General features: G+C 39.1%; 15 protein-coding genes. 8 read left to right on the forward strand and 7 right to left on the reverse strand.

Going from position 1 to position 17,710, the window contains the following annotated elements; all coding sequences use genetic code 11:
• The first annotated feature begins 320 nt into the window (after positions 1 to 320).
• Positions 321 to 2,135 (forward strand): PAS domain S-box protein, encoded by a 1,815-nt coding sequence (locus tag H6G75_RS08755; RefSeq protein ID WP_190979559.1) that lies wholly within the window; start codon positions 321 to 323, stop codon positions 2,133 to 2,135.
• A 305-nt stretch (positions 2,136 to 2,440) separates the two neighbouring features.
• Complete coding sequence (locus tag H6G75_RS08760; RefSeq protein WP_190979560.1) at positions 2,441 to 3,964, forward strand: response regulator; 1,524 nt, start codon at positions 2,441 to 2,443, stop codon at positions 3,962 to 3,964.
• Positions 3,965 to 4,106: 142 nt separating this feature from the next.
• Here the strand turns inward: H6G75_RS08760 and H6G75_RS08765 are convergent, their stop codons facing one another.
• Together H6G75_RS08765 and H6G75_RS08770 are read right to left on the reverse strand one after the other, a co-directional pair.
• On the reverse strand, positions 4,107 to 5,498 hold the full coding sequence (locus H6G75_RS08765; protein WP_190979561.1) for an MATE family efflux transporter: 1,392 nt from the start codon (positions 5,496 to 5,498) through the stop codon (positions 4,107 to 4,109).
• 183 nt (positions 5,499 to 5,681) lie between these two features.
• Positions 5,682 to 5,909 (reverse strand): DUF3134 domain-containing protein, encoded by a 228-nt coding sequence (locus tag H6G75_RS08770; RefSeq protein WP_190979562.1) that lies wholly within the window; start codon positions 5,907 to 5,909, stop codon positions 5,682 to 5,684.
• 61 nt (positions 5,910 to 5,970) lie between these two features.
• On the opposite strand from H6G75_RS08770, the gene H6G75_RS33485 reads away from it, so the two are divergent.
• Entirely contained in the window at positions 5,971 to 6,099 is a 129-nt protein-coding gene (locus tag H6G75_RS33485; RefSeq protein ID WP_277884081.1) for a hypothetical protein, read from the forward strand.
• A gap of 190 nt (positions 6,100 to 6,289) precedes the next feature.
• Here H6G75_RS33485 and psaM read toward each other — a convergent pair whose 3' ends face one another.
• Positions 6,290 to 6,385, reverse strand: a complete 96-nt coding sequence (psaM, locus tag H6G75_RS08775) for a photosystem I reaction center subunit XII (RefSeq protein ID WP_062295108.1) — start codon at positions 6,383 to 6,385, stop codon at positions 6,290 to 6,292.
• Positions 6,386 to 6,543: 158 nt separating this feature from the next.
• On the opposite strand from psaM, the gene H6G75_RS08780 reads away from it, so the two are divergent.
• A complete protein-coding gene (locus tag H6G75_RS08780) occupies positions 6,544 to 7,794 on the forward strand; it encodes an FGGY-family carbohydrate kinase (RefSeq protein WP_190979563.1) in 1,251 nt (416 codons plus the stop codon).
• A 150-nt stretch (positions 7,795 to 7,944) separates the two neighbouring features.
• On the forward strand, positions 7,945 to 8,346 hold the full coding sequence (locus H6G75_RS08785; RefSeq protein WP_190979564.1) for a DUF2809 domain-containing protein: 402 nt from the start codon (positions 7,945 to 7,947) through the stop codon (positions 8,344 to 8,346).
• Between the two features lie 8 nt (positions 8,347 to 8,354).
• Here H6G75_RS08785 and H6G75_RS08790 read toward each other — a convergent pair whose 3' ends face one another.
• Entirely contained in the window at positions 8,355 to 10,130 is a 1,776-nt protein-coding gene (locus tag H6G75_RS08790) for a DUF3685 domain-containing protein (protein ID WP_190979680.1), read from the reverse strand.
• 103 nt (positions 10,131 to 10,233) lie between these two features.
• Between H6G75_RS08790 and H6G75_RS08795 the strand changes: the two genes are divergently transcribed.
• Complete coding sequence (locus H6G75_RS08795; protein ID WP_190979565.1) at positions 10,234 to 13,248, forward strand: pentapeptide repeat-containing protein; 3,015 nt, start codon at positions 10,234 to 10,236, stop codon at positions 13,246 to 13,248.
• 133 nt (positions 13,249 to 13,381) lie between these two features.
• Here H6G75_RS08795 and H6G75_RS08800 read toward each other — a convergent pair whose 3' ends face one another.
• The gene (locus H6G75_RS08800) at positions 13,382 to 13,831 is read right to left on the reverse strand and encodes a Fur family transcriptional regulator (RefSeq protein WP_190979566.1); all 450 of its coding nucleotides are present in this window, start codon (positions 13,829 to 13,831) and stop codon (positions 13,382 to 13,384) included.
• 470 nt (positions 13,832 to 14,301) lie between these two features.
• Between H6G75_RS08800 and H6G75_RS08805 the strand changes: the two genes are divergently transcribed.
• A complete protein-coding gene (locus tag H6G75_RS08805) occupies positions 14,302 to 14,568 on the forward strand; it encodes a hypothetical protein (RefSeq protein ID WP_190979567.1) in 267 nt (88 codons plus the stop codon).
• A 163-nt stretch (positions 14,569 to 14,731) separates the two neighbouring features.
• Here the strand turns inward: H6G75_RS08805 and H6G75_RS08810 are convergent, their stop codons facing one another.
• A complete protein-coding gene (locus H6G75_RS08810) occupies positions 14,732 to 15,355 on the reverse strand; it encodes an FMN-dependent NADH-azoreductase (RefSeq protein WP_190979568.1) in 624 nt (207 codons plus the stop codon).
• A gap of 60 nt (positions 15,356 to 15,415) precedes the next feature.
• On the opposite strand from H6G75_RS08810, the gene H6G75_RS08815 reads away from it, so the two are divergent.
• Positions 15,416 to 15,979: a 3'-5' exoribonuclease domain-containing protein gene (locus H6G75_RS08815; RefSeq protein ID WP_190979569.1), complete on the forward strand. Its 564-nt coding sequence runs from the start codon at positions 15,416 to 15,418 to the stop codon at positions 15,977 to 15,979.
• 32 nt (positions 15,980 to 16,011) lie between these two features.
• Here the strand turns inward: H6G75_RS08815 and H6G75_RS08820 are convergent, their stop codons facing one another.
• Complete coding sequence (locus H6G75_RS08820; protein WP_190979570.1) at positions 16,012 to 17,337, reverse strand: hypothetical protein; 1,326 nt, start codon at positions 17,335 to 17,337, stop codon at positions 16,012 to 16,014.
• Between the last annotated feature and the right edge of the window lie 373 nt (positions 17,338 to 17,710).

Consider the following 17,710-nt stretch of genomic DNA (forward strand, 5'->3'; position numbering starts at 1 on the left):
AACTCGTTTTTGAGATAACTTGATATCAATCAATATTTATTACATAACTTAGTTAAAAAGCTAATTATTATGCAGTATGAAGGATACAAGTACTTGAGGAGTGTCTGCACACTGAGAAGCAACAAAACTCTTCCACAATCATGACCCTCCAGTAAAAGCTTTGACAATCAATAGGTTTTGAGGATGGCATTTTTAGATAATTTTTTTTTCCTAACCAGTTTATTCCCCACGGACATTGCTATCTGTGGAAACCGGGATTAGTGTGGTTGCACGTTCTTTCCGACTCACTAACTGCAATAGCTTATTATTCAATTCCATTCATGCTGGTGTATTTCGTCCGCAAACGCAAAGATTTGCCGTTTGACTGGATATTTTTAATGTTTGGTGCATTTATCATTGCTTGCGGTACAACTCATGTTATGGATGTTTTGACACTTTGGTATCCAACTTACTGGTTATCAGGTTTAATTAAAGCCATCACAGCTTTAATCTCAATCACTACATCTGTACAACTTGTACCGTTAATACCTCAAGCACTAGCTTTACCTAGTCATGCACAACTAGAAGCTGCAAACTCTCAACTAGCCACAGAAATTGCTGAACGCAAACGCACAGAAGAAGTACTCCGAGAAAGTGAAGAACGTTGGCAATTAGCTTTGCGTGGCAATAATGATGGGATTTGGGATTGGAATATTAAAACAAATCAAGTATTTTTCTCTTCTCGTTGGAAAGAAATGCTTGGTTATGAAGATGATGAAATTAAAAATCATTTGCAAGAAATTTGGACAAGGATTCACCCAGATGATTTAGATGCTGTTGTCAAAGCAGTTCAAGAGCATTTTGCGAAAGTGACACCATTTTATGCTAAAGAATTTCGTGTTCTTTGTAAAAATGGGACGTATAAATGGATATTAGATCGGGGTCAAGCCTTGTGGGATGAAAATGATAATGTAGTCCGTATGGTAGGGTCACATACAGATATTACTGAACGTAAGCAAGCTGAAGAAACTTTAAGTAGACTACTCACACAACTAGAAATTAAAGTAGCAGAACGCACAGCAGAGTTAACAAGAATTAATCAGTCATTAGAGGCAGAAATTACTAAGCGTCAACAGATAGAAACGGCATTAAGAGATAGTGAAGAGCGATTTCGGACGGCATTTCATCAAGCAGCCGTTGGGATTGCTCATGTAGGTTTAGATGGCAGATGGTTATTAGTCAACCAAAGGCTTTGCGATATTGTTGGTTATACATCAGAGGAATTAGAATTACGTACTTTTCAAGAAATTACTCACCCAGATGATTTAAGAGAGTCTTTGAAATGTATTGATGAAATATTGTTAGGCAATATTCAAACATATACAATCGAAAAACGTTATTTTCGTAAAGATGGTGCTGTCATCTGGATTAACTTTACTGTTTCGTTAACACATCATACTTCAGGAGAGCCAAAGTATTTTATTGCTGTGATTGAAGATATTAGCGATCGCAAACAATCTCAAGCCCAAATTCAAGCATCATTACTCGAAAAAGAAGTTCTACTCAAAGAAATTTACCATCGAGTCAAAAATAATTTACAAGTCATCTCTAGTTTGCTGAATTTGCAATCTGATTATATTAAAGATAAAGAAGATATATACATATTTCAAAAAAGTCAGCAGCGGATTGAATCAATGGCGTTGGTACATGAAAAAATGTATCAATCTCCCGACTTGGCTCGCATTGATTTTGGTGAGTATATTCAAGATTTAGTTGCCAGTTTATTTAGCTGTTACGCAATTAATGCAGGGGCAATTTCTTTACAATTCCATGTTAAATATCAGGTTTTACTCGGTTTAGATTTGGCAATTCCCTGTGGTTTAATTGTGAATGAACTTGTATCTAACTCCTTAAAATACGGGTTTCCTAATGGTAGAATCGGAGAGATTTGTGTAGGAATTACAGAAGATTTAGACCAGAAATTTACTATTTTTGTTAGTGATAATGGTGTCGGATTACCACCTAACTTTAATTTTCAAAATACAGCATCGTTAGGTTGGCAGTTGGTTGAGGCTTTAACTCAACAAATTTCCGGAACAATTAAGATTAACAGTCAGACTGGTGTAGAATTTCAAATAACATTTCCTTTAACATAAATTAAAGGAAATATTATTTAACAGTATAAGGATATCGGAGGTGGTAATAAGATTTATCAGGAGTCATACTATTTCACTTTAAGAATGATACAAATAGGCAAGCAGAGGGGGCAGAGGAGCAGAGGAAGAGATTTGTATCAGTAATTTCGTGAATTGACATCATGAGTTAGGAGTTAGAATTCAGAATGATGATGACTTCTAGATTCTGGGTTCTGAATACATAGGAAGATTTTGATTACCTTATAATTGCTGTTTGAGATATTTGATTTATCTATGCTTGGTAATTTATTTTATAATACACATACATGACGGACGCGAATATTTTAGTTGTTGAAGACGAATCTATTGTTGCGAAGGATTTACAAAATAGACTGAGGAGATTTGGCTATACAGTGGCTGGAATTGCGTCTTCTGGTCAAGAGGCGATTAAGAAAGCTATGGAATTTAGCCCTGACTTAGTACTTATGGATATCCGTTTAAAAGGGCAAATGGATGGTATACAAGCAGCGGCAGAAATTCATAAATGTTTAGATATTCCGATAATTTATTTAACTGCTTATGCAGATGAAGATACATTAGAAAGAGCCAAAATAACCGAACCTTTTGGTTATTTACTCAAACCTTTTAAAGAAAGAGAACTAAAAACAAATATTGAAATTGCACTAACAAAACATAAATTAGAGAAACAATTGAAAACTAACCAAAAATGGTTAGCGACATTACTCAATAGTATTAGTGATGGGGTGATATCTAGCGATCGCAATCAACTGATCACCTTTATGAATCCGGTAGCAGAAAAGTTGACAGGGTGGACACAGGCAGAAGCGATCACTAAAAATATAGCAGAAGTATTTAAAATTATTGATATCAATACTAGAGAACCTTTAGAAAATCCGATCAAAACAGTTCTAGAATCAGAGGCGATCGCACCTTTTTTCACCACAACTATTTTAATTGCTCAAAACGGTACCGAAACACCAATTGATCCCAGCGCCGCACCCATCAAAGATGACCAAAATAATCTCATCGGTGCGGTGTTAGTGTTTCGGGATGTGACCGAAAGATTACAAGCGATGGCTGCGCGACAAAAACAAATGCAGCAAGAGCAACTTGTCGCCCAATGGGAGCAACTCAATCAATTCAAAAATGACTTTTTAAATTTAGTTTCTCATGAATTGCGATCGCCGCTTTACCACATGAAAAGTATGATTCAAATGTTACAGATAGCAACAGCTGTTCAAGAACAGCATTACTTTCTGGACATTTTAGAAGCAGAGTGCGATCGGGAAATGGAACTGATAAACGACTTATTAGAGTTACAACGCCTGGAAAACTCATCAAATCTGCTGTTAGCTCCTGATTTATTAGTTTTACAACAGTGGCTACCTTGGCTGATTGAACCATTTCAAATCCGCACTCAAGAACATCAACAAACCTTGCAACTTTATCTACCGGAAAATTTACCTGCACTATTTTCTGACCGTCCTAGCTTAGAACGTATCTTAGTAGAATTGCTAAATAATGCTTGTAAGTATACACCTGCTGGTGGTGAAATTGTGTTGAGTGTCAGCCATGAAACTGCTGAAATTCCAGCCAAAATGATTGTTACCGTTAGGAACTCAGCCGAAATCCCCGCCGATGAATTACCCAGAATTTTTGAAAAATTTTACCGCTTTCCTGATGCAGATATTTGGAACCAAGGTGGTACAGGCTTAGGTTTAGCAATTGTGCAGAAGTTAGTAGCACAACTGCAAGGTAGCATTCAAGTCACCAGCAATCAGGGATGGACAACGTTTACTTTAACATTAAGTGATTTAGAAATCAGTTAAGTCAAGAGACTAGTACAAAAAGGCAAAAGTAAAAGATCAAAAGGAAAAAGAAACAATAGTGATACCACAAGCTTTTTAGCAATTTCTTATGGTTGGTTTATTTATGCCCATTGGTCACAGAAAAAACTTTCTTCTCTAGTCTCTAGACTCTCTTTTCCCACTTAGATGACATGATCCGAAATCGCCAACTCAAAACTATAGCCGCACTAGCTAAACCTATGGCTAATCCCCACCATAGGCCAATAGTTCCATAACCAAACCAAACTCCCAGTGCATAACCAGTTAATAAACCAACACACCAGTAAGCAAAAACCCCAATTAACATTGGGATGCGAGTATCTTTTAAACCACGTAATGCTCCAGATGCGGTTGCTTGGATGCCATCAGCAATTTGAAAAAATGCTGCTACTGCCAGTAATTTTATTGCTAAATTGACTACATTTTGATTGTTGGGATTGTTGATGTCTAGGTAAAGCGAAACAATCAATTTGGGAAATAACCAAAATATTACACCAGCGATCGCCATAGACAAACCTCCCAAGGCAATGCCTACATATCCAGCCAAACGGACATTTTGCAAGTCTTCCTCCCCAGCTAATTGCCCAACACGTACTGTTGTTGCCAGAGAAATACCCAAAACCATCTGAAATGACATAGAAGCGGTTTGCAAAGCAATTTGATGGGCAGCGAGCGCAGCTGTTCCCAATTGGCCGATAATAAACGTCACAACAGTAAACAATCCAGCTTCTACAGCAACTAATCCGCCAATGGGTAAGCCAACCTGAAAAATTTCCCAAAAAATGCGGCGATTTTGTTGGCTGAGTTTGGAAATAGGTGAAGACTGAAAAATTTTGTAAACTGCAAAGCGACGTTGACTAAATATATAAATAGCCAGAGTAATAAACATACTCCACAGTGACAAAGCACTAGCCCAACCAATACCAGCTAGTCCCAGGGCGGGTAGTCCTAATTTGCCAAACATTAAAACATAGTTAGCGGTAATATTGAGCAGCGTACCCAAGACAACAGTTACCATTACTAACTGCGGTTGGGAAATGGCAGACAGAAAGCCTTTTAGCACAGCAAAACCTAATGCTGGGATAAAACCCCAAGCGATCGCTCTTAAATAAGTTTGTGCTAGTGCAGCTGCATTCACATCCTGCCCTAACAGCACCAGCAAAGTACTACCATGCCAAAGTAAGACTGTAATTGGTATACCTAATAGCAGAGATATCCCTAAGCCTTGTCGCACAATCTGACCAACTTGTTCAGGCTTACCGGCTCCGTATGCTTTCGCCACTAGGGGGCTGACAGCAGAAATCATACCTGTAATCACAAGCAAACAAAAGGTAAATATTGCCGCACCCAAACCTCCAGATGCGATCGTCTGACTGCCTAACCAACCCATCATCACTGTATCGACAAAACCTGTTGCTGATTGGGCTATTTGTGCTGCTACTAGTGGAACAGCTAACAGCAGACATTGTTTAACTTCAGAAATCAATCTGGAGCCACTGGTATTGTCCTTAATCATTAGATTTGAAAATTACTTGAAGATGGGTAAATTTGCCATCTTTTACTTTTGCAAAAGATGGCAAAGAGTGAGTGAAGTACACAAGTTAGTTATCAAAACTAGATAGATAGTCTATTGTCATTCTGACTTCTGACTCCTAAATTCTGCTACATCAACAGCAGTTTACGTTGTTGGTAGCGAATTTCACTCCTCTAAATGGTCTATTTCCCCTGTTTCATATTCATACTGCTCTACCACTTCTTCCGCGTCGTCTTCTTCATCTTCGTAATAGTGTTCCACAAATACGTAAGGTTCTAATCGTCCAGTACTCGCTAACCAATCAAGCAAAGATTGCTCTTGCTTGAGCGGAATAATCGCTGCTGGCTGATAACGGGGTTCTTCGTGGAGAGCGGGGTTAGACAGCTTAACCATCGTTTTTACCCCCAACGAATCGATCTGTATTTCCAGTTGCCTTAAGCAATTGCAACTTGGTATGACTAACAGTCTGCTGCGTGTAATCTCAAAAACCTCTGACTTTTGGCAGATGTTCTTCTCTCCACAAGAACGATTTGCTGTTAATTTGCGAAGTAAATTTTTTTGTGCGATCGCCTACATTATTTGATAACTCGTGATGCGTGCAACTTAGACAAACTGATTTATCTGTCAGGTTCCTATTGAATTTTCCCTGTAACCTGTAACCTATAACCTGTTTCCTACTTAAAAACAAACACAACAACCAAGCAACGCCTGATTGTTGTGTAAGGGTGTGGCACTTACTGTGAAGCTCTGCTTAAGAAATTCAGAGCAAGGGCTTACTTGTAAAGTTCTGTCGCTAAACGCCAAGCCAAAACGCCTGGAATTAGCGCCACAACTAGAGCAATATAAACTTGGGTATCTGAGATGGTCATTGTTGAAAACCTCCTAAACTTAAATCGATTTTCGACAGTTCGTTTACTACTTTTCCTTGTTTTGCCGATTTTGGGGAATATCTTGTTACAAGATGCAACAATAGCCCTGGTGAATCAGTAGTCTATAGTTATCTTTCATTATAAAAATTTATAAAAATATGGATTTGTATTTAGGGATTGATTATGGAACCTCTGGTGCAAGGGCTGTGGTAATTGATGACCAAGGCAATGTACAAACAGAGGTGCGCTATCCTTGGCAGAAGAAGGATGCTGACCATTGGAGTCGGGCTTTATGGAGTTTGTTAGCCGATATTCCTGAGCCATTGCGCCAACAAATCAAAGCGATCGCTATTAATGGGACTTCCTCTACTGTTCTGCTTTGTGATGGGGCTGGTAAGCCTGTAGATGTCCCTTTACTTTACAATGACGCGCGGGGGGCAGTGGTACTAGAGCAGCTAAGGAAAGTTGCACCACCTAATCATACAGTATTAAGTGCTACTTCCAGTCTTGCCAAACTTCTGTGGATGTCACAGCAAACATTTTTTGCAGAAGCCCGATATTTTGTGCATCAAGCCGATTGGTTAGCCTTTCTATTGCATGGACAATTGGGTATTAGTGATTACCATAATGCTTTAAAGCTAGGCTATGACGTGGAAGCCTTGGAATATCCAGAATGGTTAAACCAACTAGCAATACCGATTCAGTTACCGCAAGTGTTAGCACCAGGGACACCCATCGCCGAAATTCGCCCAGATATTGCGATGAAATTTCGTTTTCGCCGTGATTGCTTAGTATGTGCGGGTACAACTGATAGTATTGCCGCCTTTATTGCCAGTGGTGCAGAATTACCAGGAGAAGCTGTGACATCTCTGGGTTCAACCTTAGTACTGAAATTATTAAGCCATACTCGGATAGAAGATGCCAGATATGGAATTTACAGTCATCGGTTTGGTGATTTGTGGTTGACTGGCGGTGCGTCTAATACGGGTGGTGCTGTGTTGCGGGAATTTTTTACGAATGCAGAGTTAGAAAATTTGAGTCGGGAAATTGATCCAGCCAAAGTCAGCAACTTAGATTATTATCCCTTGTTGCAACCAGGCGATCGCTTTCCAATTAATGACCCCAAATTACCGCCACGACTTACACCACGCCCAGAAATACCAAAAGAATTTTTACACGGTTTACTAGAAAGTATTGCGCGAATAGAAGCCAGGGGATATGAACTATTACAAAGCTTGGGCGCAAATCCAGTACAACGAGTATATACAGCAGGTGGTGGTGCAGCAAATTCTACTTGGACTGCTATTCGTCAACGACATTTAAAAGTACCTGTTGTTGCCTCAGGTTACACCGAAGCTGCTTACGGGACAGCACTTTTAGCTCAAACAAAATATCGCCATCCTCAATGATTGTTGAAGGAGGCAGAAGGCAGGAGATAAAATTCTGACCATGCCTAGTATGTGTGCCTTTTAAATTTACTCACCTATACTTCAACTGTTATATCTCTCTACCTTGTCCCCCTTGTCTACCTTGTCCCCCCTATATTTCGGAAATGCTCAATGTTATCACTGATAAACATTCGCTGGCGCACTATTCTTTCTCTGACTATTATTCTCCCTATTGGACTTTTATACAGTCACTATCGCTATTCTGTTGGGTGGTTAAACCAAGAGGTAGGAGGGATTTTTTATGAGATATTTTGGTGCTTGCTGGCATTTCTATTTATTCCGACTCGCAAGTCAGTTTGGCAAATTCCGTTATGGGTATTGGTCATTACTTGCTTGTTAGAATTTATGCAATTATGGCATCCACCTTTTTTAAATTGGATGCGTTCATTTTGGTGGGGAAGAATGTTAATAGGTACAGCTTTCACTTGGGTAGATTTCCCCTATTATTTTATTGGTAGTGGGTTAGGATGGCTGTGGCTGCGGCTGATAATTCGGGGAGCAAAGCTCAAATAAGCCAAAATTTACTTTTGTCTTTCGCTGTTGCGGTTGAAATTTTTTTCTGAGAACGACACACTACCAATACCTTGAAGAATACCGCGAGCAATTAAACCTAAACCACGACCAATGACTTGGGTTAAAACGAAAACAATCCCACTGCCTAAAAAAGATAATAGCGATTGTAGGCGGGGAGCGATCGCATCCCAAAATTCTAGTCCTAGCGTCACAAATAACGGCACACCTGCAAGCTTGGCTAATTCTGCATTGCGCGGCGCGTAAACTGATGTTTTTGCAATTCCCCTTGGTGCTAACACAAATAACTCATAGCGGCTTTCAAAAATCGCCTTAGCTTCATTTACATAATTATTTAAACGGTATTTCCAAGACAAGTCATTTCTAAACCGTTCAATTTCCCGCGTTGAAATTAACTTGCGAGTATAAAAGTTTTTCTTAATTGCTTCTACATCTGCTAAATAATTTAACAGTGGTTGTAATACCCCATTGCCAACTTGAATCAACAAATTTTCTAAAATCATTAATGCCTGAGCTTTAGCATCGTTACTATCAGCTAGATAAGCCTGATTATCAATCTGTAAATCTGTTTGAAACAGCAAATAAGAAAGTAACTCTACGACAAAGGGAATTTTATTGAAAATATCAGTTTGAATAATTCTGGGATTTTGCAATAATACCTTGACAACTTCAATATTCTGCCCACCGATTGGCACTTGGGAAAATTTACCAAAAAAATCTGTAACTGTGGCTTGCCATAAATCAAATAAAATAGTATCTTTAAATCCCTCTAACTGCTCAATGGTGATTTGAGAAGCGCGTAAATCTTCAATCTGTTTAGCTAACTTCTGTAATATCAAATAAAGTAATTCCCGTTTCTTATCTTCCCGGAGAATATCAATTTCTAAAGGCACATCTGCAACATTTTCTAAAGAAAACTGTAATTTATTTATACAAGCTGAAAATAAGTCAAATTGCAAAGCACTTGGGTTAATTTCTGGGAGCAAAGTTAGGGGTGTTTCCACATCTGTAGGGACAATTACACTACTAGCTGAGGAAATTACTGCTAAATCTTCGGTTGGAGAAATCAACGGTGATTGTTCTGGGGGGGAAATTAACAAGTGATGGAGTAACCAACGCGCTGCTAACAGTTCTCGCCGTTGTCCCGCCAGCACAGCCCGGTCTAGTATTGGTAAGCCTGGGGTTTGTAGTTTGACTGTAACTGTTGCTAGAGAAGCACTAACATAATTGATTCCCGATAAACACTGATTTTGCCACAGCCGCAGCCAAGGTATTCGGGGAGGCGACGGGATGGGAGGCGAAGGTGGATTGGTATCTAATACCCAATGGAAACCACCAGAAGCGACTTCTGAGATCACAGCAATAATTTCAGATGCAGGAGTACCTTTAGGGAGATAGCCATTCACCCCAACAGCCCTAACAGCCGCCAGAATTTCTCGGTTTTGAACAGCACTCAACAGTAAAATCGGTAAGTTGGGGTAGGAAGTTTTTAGCAGGCGACAAAATTCTAAACCTTGCAACTGACTCTCAACAGAGCGAAACTCCAAAGGAGTCGCTTTGCGATCGCTTCCCAATTCCAAAACCACTAAATTTACTGAGCCTGGGTCTTGATGGGTAAGTTCTGCTAGGCTTTGCAAAGCTGCTGTCTCTGTTTCTACCTCTGCAACAACTTGCAAATTCAGCATTGCTTCTAAAGTTACCCGCAGTCCTAAGCGAAAAATCGGATCTTGGTCAACTAATAATAATTTGAGAGGGCGATCGCTCATCATTGGCTGAGATGCAAGGGGTATTCCTACTTATTGTTACCTGTTTTCGTCACCCAATAAATGAATCATAATGGCATAGGCGGAGTCTTAGTTGTGTAATTAAATGAACCTCAGTATCAGGCAATGGTTGGCAGAACGCCAGATTGAAATTAGTCAAATTCGAGAATTTTCCCTTGGTCAATTGGCGGGTGTAGCCTACCGCATTGTCCAAGATATGGAAGTTAAAAGCCTTGCACCACTTGATGTCTGTACTTTAGCAGAGGTTTTAGAACTACCTTTGGGTTCTGTTTGGCAAGATATCAAGCTGATTGCGCGGTTAACAGAAAGCCTGTTGCGTAGTCTCAGTGAAAAAAAAGCTTTAAAACGTAACGAAGGCACATGGTTGGCGTTTCACATTGCTTATCTCTATGCTTTAGATCAGATCATTCAACAAGAAGTCCGCTTACAAAAACCTTGGTTGAATCGAGCTTTGATTTCCAGTCAAGGAGAAATTTTACAGGAAATCATTGGCAAACTGAGTTTGCAAGATGTGCAACTCCAAGGATTATTAAAAACTTTAACTCAGGGAAAATTAACTGATACCCAAGCAGAACAAGCCTTGGCTGTAGTGGCAGATTCTTTATTAGTGCAGCAAATGAATAACGCCACTGTTGCTTGGTTAATTGCTAACGGCGCAGAAGATTTAGAAGCAAAATTGTTAACCCAGCGTTTAACTCATTCTCTTAGTGGATACTTACTAAAAGTTGTGGCGGAAAATGCCCCACAACTGGCACAATTACAAAAATTTTTCCAATTAGGTTCTACAAGTAATATTGCTCCTTCAGAATTAGGTAATTTAGGTGCAGCTAAAAATTCATCTGTAGGAGACAAAATTGATTTATGTCGAGAAAATTATCGGGGAATTTTACTGCAAAATCTCAGCCAACCTTTATTTATAGAATCTTTTGCCCTCAAGGATATTTATATTACTCTTAAAGGTTTAATAGCAAATACCAATAATCCATCTGTTGATATTAAAAAATGGGCGCAAGAACAGTTGGCAAATCGTGAAACTATCGCTGTGATTGCTGCCGAACCAGGATATGGTAAAACCAGTTTCTGCCAAATTTGGGCAGCAGAAGTAGCCAGAGAACTTTATCCCAATTGGATGCCGGTGATTATTCGGCTGCGGGATATTAAATATGGTCAAACTTTAGCAGAAACTCTAAATTCTGGTTTCGCTTTGAATGCTCAAACTAATTTAAATAATTGGTTAGAACAAGAACATCCGCGATGTTTGTTACTGCTTGATGGTTTGGATGAATTACCTGCTGCTAATTTAGGAACCAGAGCTAAAACAATTTTTATTCAGCAGTTAATAGCATTGCAAGCTCAAGGTAAACATAAGATTATTTTAACTAGTCGCAAAAATGCTTTAGAAGAAATTGAGCCAGATATATTGTCGCAGTTACCACAAATTATTATTCAACCATTAGAACAAGAACAATTAAAACAATGGTTTCAACAATGGGCAATGTTACAATCATTACCCATTGCTCAAAATTTCTTTACCTTCTTAAAGCAATCTGGGTTATTTGTGAGTAACTCCAAGTTTCCCGAACTTTCGGCTTTGGTGCGCCAACCATTGTTGCTGTATTTGCTAGGTGTTTTACATCGTGATGCACTCATAGGTGATGAAATTTGGCAATTAGCGCAATCACCTAGTACTACTAAAGTGGTTTGGGAAATTTTTCGTCGCCTGAGTCGTTGGTTATTAGGCTATCCGGTGACTGGGGGAATTAAAACCATGCTGTTGCGTTCCGGTTCGGCTCACATTCATCGTACACAAGAAGCGATCGCTAATTTACTATCTGGTTGTCATCCCCAAGATTTATTAAACCAAATGCAGGCGATCGCTCTCCAAATTCTACACAGCGATCGCTATCAAATTCATCTCACAGAAACTTCCCCTGCCCAGACTTTACCAGCTTTCTACTTCAAAACTTCCCACTCCCTGGTTACAGAATTTTCTCACCCCAAATTAGGCGAATATCTCTGTGCAGAAGCAATTGCTCATCAACTAAAAATTCTGACACAGCAGCAAAAAGATGACTACGGAACATTAGTTTTCACACTTGATTCACTTCAGAGTGTTGCTCAAAATTTATATAAAACACTTGGTTATGGTGTCCTCACTACAGAAATTAAGCAACTGGTAATTGAAACTTTACTCCACCAGCCTCAAAGTGATTTCTCTTTAGATTTATTATTACAACGTCTAGAATTGTTTTGGCGTGGTTATTGTCAAGGTCGTTGGTTGAATGAAGGAATAGCCCATCAAGCGTGGAATTATTTTCACACAATCGGCAATCCCATCAATGTTGAGCAAATTAATGCCAGTGTAGGCATAAATGTATTTTTACTATTATCTGCTGGTTATCGAGTTACCAAAGTTGCTTTTTCTCCTTGTGGTAATCCGCAAAATGTCGCAGAATTCTACCCAGAAGTTTTGACAATGCTAATGGGTAAAGCCGCAATTTTATCTAATTCTGTTTGGCTCAGACGCATTCTCCCCCAATCTTTAACTAAACTCAATCTCTCTAGTGCATCCTTGCTACAAGTAATGTTAGTTAAAGCCAATCTGGAGCAGACAAATTTAACTAATGCCAATTTAAGTTATGCCAACTTAACCAATGCCAATTTAAGTTATGCCAACTTAACCAATGCCAATTTAAGTTATGCCAACTTAACCAATGCCAATTTAACTAATGCCAATTTGACTGGTGCCAACTTGACTGGTGCTAATCTTAGCAGCATCAATCTAGAAAATGTCAATCTTACCAATGCCTGCTTATTTGATGCCATCCTGACTGATGCTGACCGAGAAATTGCCACGATGAACGGTGCTGTATTTTCTTTAGAACAGTTCTACACCCTAAAAAAATTACTATCACAGACATCTGTGGCAAATGTCACAGACAGCGACGACCAAACAGCAGCTTGGTTAAGCAATACCAACATCGGCACAATTGATGACTCACAAGGAGAGTCAATTGCTTCTGTTGATTTATACGATGATGATGATGATGATGTGGAAGATGAAACTGTATTTAGTGTGAATCCCAGCGATTATGATTGATGTTAAGAAGTAAAAAGGAAAAAGTTAAAAGGCAAAAGGATTCAAAAGAATAATGATCACCAGCCCAAGCTAGGAAAGCTCAATTTTAACTTTTAACTTTTACCCTCTTCAGTTGGTTTTTAATTCCATATCCCTACACATCTTCGGATGGATGACGATAGCCATAAAAGTTAATACTATATTCTGTAATTTTTACGCCCGTTTGTTGTTCAACTTGACGCAAAAGTTCTTCTGGCAATTCTATATGTACATCCAAAATTTGATTAGTATCGAGACAATTGATATGGCTGTGAGCATCGCTAATATTGCCATATAAGCGACCATCACAGTGTTCGATACATTCAATAATGCCTTGACTGGATAAGGCTTCTAGGTTTTGATATACAGAGGTATGACCAATGTCTTTGCCTTCTTGGTTGAGGCGATCATAAATTTCTCTTGCAGATAGATGCTCATTTGCTTGCCATAGCAGTTCTAAAATAAAACGGCGCTGGCGACTAACGCGCATACCCAGCGTTTGACACCGATCTAGCGCATCTTCTAGAGAACGAATTGGTTTTTTAGCTATCGTTGGTTTTTCCATATTAGATTTCGCTAAGTATTCAGGAAAATTGTGATTTCCAGGTTTATTTTTGTTTTTTGATATAAAAAAATATTATATGATGCTTTTTCTTTCTAACTGTGTTGTGGTTAGCGATCGCTCAATAACTATCACTGTCTAACCGCAGTGTTTACAGCTTGTTGAGGGCTAATTCATCATCTTCCTCGCTAAAGCAAACTCATTACAACTTTAGCTTAAAATTCAAATTAATGTCTACCTTGGGATAGGTGTAGTTTATATGACGCAACAGAGTGCCGTTGAAGCGGACATTCTACCCTGTGTAAATAATTAATTTAGGTAAAATTTTTAATCCTCTTTTTTTCGATAAAAATTGAGCTAAAAACCTTAAAATTCAGTCTCTGCAAGGATTATGGTATTTAAATGGACGAGTAGTAGAAAAATAGCGAGTATAATCGGTGACTGACAATTTAGTTATCTCTGAAAGGTTATCTATGTCAGATCAATTTACTTTTACCGTTACCAATGAAACCGACCTAGCCATTACAGAGTTGTGGGTGTCTCTTGATGAAGATGAGTGGCTACCATTCACCTTGAGCGATGATGGAATTCCATCAGGTGAAACCACAACAATCTATTGGGCTGAATATACCAATGATTCACCTTGTGAATGGTACATATCTGCTGTATTTGAAGATGAATCAGAATCTGAATCAGCCTTATTTAACTTTTGTAAAGAACCAGATTTAACATTTAGTTGAAGAAGAATTTAGGAGTCAGAATCAATGAGTGTCAGGTCTTTCTCTTTCACTCATTGAGATTGAGTGTAGTAATTCACCGTTTATTGATTCGCGGTTGCGTACAGAATTTATGCTGAATCCTGACTCCTGACTCCTGAATTCTATTTTGATAAAACTTACAACTTTACCAACTAGTTACAATCTGTGCGATCGCTTCTTTAGCAGCTGCTAATGATTGTTGACGAGCATCATCACCTAAGTTGAGGCTGTCAGCATGGATAAATGTGACATCAGTTAGACCAATAAAACCCAAAATAGTGCGGAGATAAGGTTCTTGATGGTCATAAGCTGCAAAGGGTGTACCTGGGGGAAAAGTCCCGCCGCGAGAGGTGATAATTAACACTTTTTTGCTGCTATCAACTAAACCTTTATAGCCGTTCGCATCAATTCCAAAGGTACGACCGACACGCACAATTTGGTCAATATAAGCTTTAAAAGTAGAAGGAATATTCAAGTTATACATTGGTATACCAAAAACATAGCGATCGGCAGCCAAGAACTCATCAATTAAACTATCCGAAAGCTGAATCGCCTCCACTAGTTCGGGTGTGCGTGCATCAGGTGGTGTAAAAGCTGCTGCTATCCATGATTCATCTACATGGGGAACAGGATAATGACCCAAATCGCGGTAGGTAACGGTATCACTAGGGTGAGAATTTTTCCAAGATGTCACGAACTCATAAGAGAGCGATCGCGAAATAGAACGTTCACCACGAGGACTAGAATCAATGTGTAGAAGATTTGCCATAAATAAAGCCTAAAATCAGATTATTACTCAATTTGTTGGGTTGAACGAGCAGTAAAAAAGGTGACAATTGAAATCTACGTCAGCACAGATATAGAAGCAGATGGCCCAATTCCGGGGCCTCATTCCATGCTCAGTATTGGATCAGCAGCTTATACCGCCGATAAACAATTAATTGCCACCTTTTCGGCAAACCTGGAAACCTTACCAGGCGCAGCAGGACATCCCAAAACTATGAAATGGTGGTCAAAACAGCCAGAGGCTTGGGAAGCCTGCCGAATCAACCCTCAACCACCAGCATCAGTGATGCAAGCATATTATACTTGGCTAAAAGCATTACCCGGCAAACCCATCTTCGTTGCCTATCCCGCAGCCTACGATTTTATGTTTGTTTATTGGTATTTGCTGAAATTTGTCGGTGAGAGTCCCTTTAAACATTCAGCACTCGATATCCGTTCCTACGCAATGGCATTTTTGCAAAAAAATTATACTGACTCCGGTAAAGAAAACTTCCCATCTGAATGGTTAGAAGAATCTCCCTTAAGCCATATCGCCCTAGAGGATGCTATTCAACAAGGCAAGTTGTTTTGCAATCTCCTGCAAAACAACCTACAGCGTAAACATTAGACTAAGTAGTCTGTATTTATGAACAAACAAGATCAAGTTTTTAGACCATCAATATAAGCTTTAATGGTGGAAAATCCTGCCATTTTTTCATAGAAGAAATTATTGACAATCTTCATTACTTCCGCTTGGGCTGCTTCTACCTGTGGCCCTAGAGGAACACCTGGCTTCTGACGACTGATACAGCGATATAAACGCAGCAGATGACGCACAATCTCTAATTCTGCTTCTCCTTCTAAGACTTTAATCACTGACATAATTAGTTCGTCTGTCTGATCGAGAATGCTTTCGATATCAAAGACAGAGCTTTTTTCTGTGGCTTCTTGGACTGTAACTACCAATGAGTGGACTTGATACAGTAATGCGGCTGGTTCATCAAACAGTTCACGCAAAAAGGCAGCTTCTTCATACTGACCATTTAGCCGAAAAATATTGTACAGGCGTTTAGCTGCTTTACCGTAGTTAAGGTGGTCATCTTTGAGATATTTCTGTACTTCCTTTTGTAACCGTGCTACATAGTCATCCAACACATCTGCGGAGACTTGCTTCACCAGTTTAGAAAAGATAGGAGCCGATTGAGCGTCTAAATAAACTTCTTGGAAATAACCATCAAGATAGCCATCTAAAGGTGTGATCGTACCATCAGGAGCTTCCCAAGTGACATCTAAGACGTTGCTGGCGTTTGCTAATTGACCGCGTACTTGATCAGCAACTACCCAATCTAGCTTGCACCAACCAGGTTCTTGGGCGACAGAATCCCAAGTAATCACGAGGGGATTTCCCTGAAGATCAGTTGCTTGAATTTCGCCAGCTACTACTTCTTCAGGAAGCCATGTGATTGGTGAACCGTGATGATAGGTGTTATTACCACGAATGATATCTTGCGAATAGCTACCAAATTTCAGTTCAATTAATTGGTAATTAGGGCCAGATAAGCTGCTGATAGCTTTCTCTCGCATAATTCGGGCGAGAATTTCACAAGCTGCGCTTTTAGTAGGAGCAATAATATTCACTCGCTCAAAGTAGTCACAATCACCAGGATGAGTTTGTACTTTTGATTGTGCTGCTGAACCAGAAAGCGCCAACGCTGTTTCTACAACACCGGGAATGTCGTCAAATTCGACAATTTTGCCGATCGCCCGAAACCGTTCTACATCTTTGGGATCAAAATCTAACATGGTGACTTTGTGACCAAAGACACCAGTTTCGTGATCAACGACAATATCGCTGTCACCTGTAGCCTCAGTGATTGACTTCATCCAACGGTCTAATTCTTCCTCGTTGAGTTGAACGCCTAATCGATTGGCAGATTCAATAACGCGATCGCGTGCTTCTCTGGTTTGGTCTGGTATTGTACTCATATCTGAATCTTTGACAAATATTAGGTTGATTCCAAACTACTAGCTTGAGTTCAGTTAGGGAGTTTTTTAAATACTTACTCGAAAAATTATTGCCATATTTTATTATGTTTAACAGCCCCAAAGTCAGGTAAACAATTGAAAAACATGACAACTATTTTTCTAAGGTTCAAAAATACTGAAATCAGTTTAATATCCGATTTGTTTCCCTAATAATTGTATATTTATCACTGATAATATACTCATCCAGCTTTACTCAAACAGTAATTAATAAAGTTGCAAACAACAGATGTTTTTTTACAAAACTGTTGTTTATTACATTGTGATTATTTTGGCTATATTCTGACAATTTACTAAATTTGTAAACAGAAAAATT

Source organism: Nostoc sp. FACHB-280, assembly GCF_014697615.1.
In the GTDB taxonomy this organism is placed as follows: Bacteria; Cyanobacteriota; Cyanobacteriia; order Cyanobacteriales; family Nostocaceae; genus Nostoc_B.

Bases quoted from the DNA above. Each gene is read 5' to 3' on its own strand.
- H6G75_RS08755 (WP_190979559.1), top strand. From the start codon at position 321: ATGCTGGTGTATTTCGTCCGCAAACGCAAAGATTTGCCGTTTGACTGG.
- H6G75_RS08760 (WP_190979560.1), top strand. From the start codon at position 2,441: ATGACGGACGCGAATATTTTAGTTGTTGAAGACGAATCTATTGTTGCG.
- H6G75_RS08765 (WP_190979561.1), bottom strand. From the start codon at position 5,498: ATGATTAAGGACAATACCAGTGGCTCCAGATTGATTTCTGAAGTTAAA.
- H6G75_RS08770 (WP_190979562.1), bottom strand. From the start codon at position 5,909: ATGGTTAAGCTGTCTAACCCCGCTCTCCACGAAGAACCCCGTTATCAG.
- H6G75_RS33485 (WP_277884081.1), top strand. From the start codon at position 5,971: ATGACTAACAGTCTGCTGCGTGTAATCTCAAAAACCTCTGACTTTTGG.
- psaM (WP_062295108.1), bottom strand. From the start codon at position 6,385: ATGACCATCTCAGATACCCAAGTTTATATTGCTCTAGTTGTGGCGCTA.
- H6G75_RS08780 (WP_190979563.1), top strand. From the start codon at position 6,544: ATGGATTTGTATTTAGGGATTGATTATGGAACCTCTGGTGCAAGGGCT.
- H6G75_RS08785 (WP_190979564.1), top strand. From the start codon at position 7,945: ATGTTATCACTGATAAACATTCGCTGGCGCACTATTCTTTCTCTGACT.
- H6G75_RS08790 (WP_190979680.1), bottom strand. From the start codon at position 10,130: ATGAGCGATCGCCCTCTCAAATTATTATTAGTTGACCAAGATCCGATT.
- H6G75_RS08795 (WP_190979565.1), top strand. From the start codon at position 10,234: ATGAACCTCAGTATCAGGCAATGGTTGGCAGAACGCCAGATTGAAATT.
- H6G75_RS08800 (WP_190979566.1), bottom strand. From the start codon at position 13,831: ATGGAAAAACCAACGATAGCTAAAAAACCAATTCGTTCTCTAGAAGAT.
- H6G75_RS08805 (WP_190979567.1), top strand. From the start codon at position 14,302: ATGTCAGATCAATTTACTTTTACCGTTACCAATGAAACCGACCTAGCC.
- H6G75_RS08810 (WP_190979568.1), bottom strand. From the start codon at position 15,355: ATGGCAAATCTTCTACACATTGATTCTAGTCCTCGTGGTGAACGTTCT.
- H6G75_RS08820 (WP_190979570.1), bottom strand. From the start codon at position 17,337: ATGAGTACAATACCAGACCAAACCAGAGAAGCACGCGATCGCGTTATT.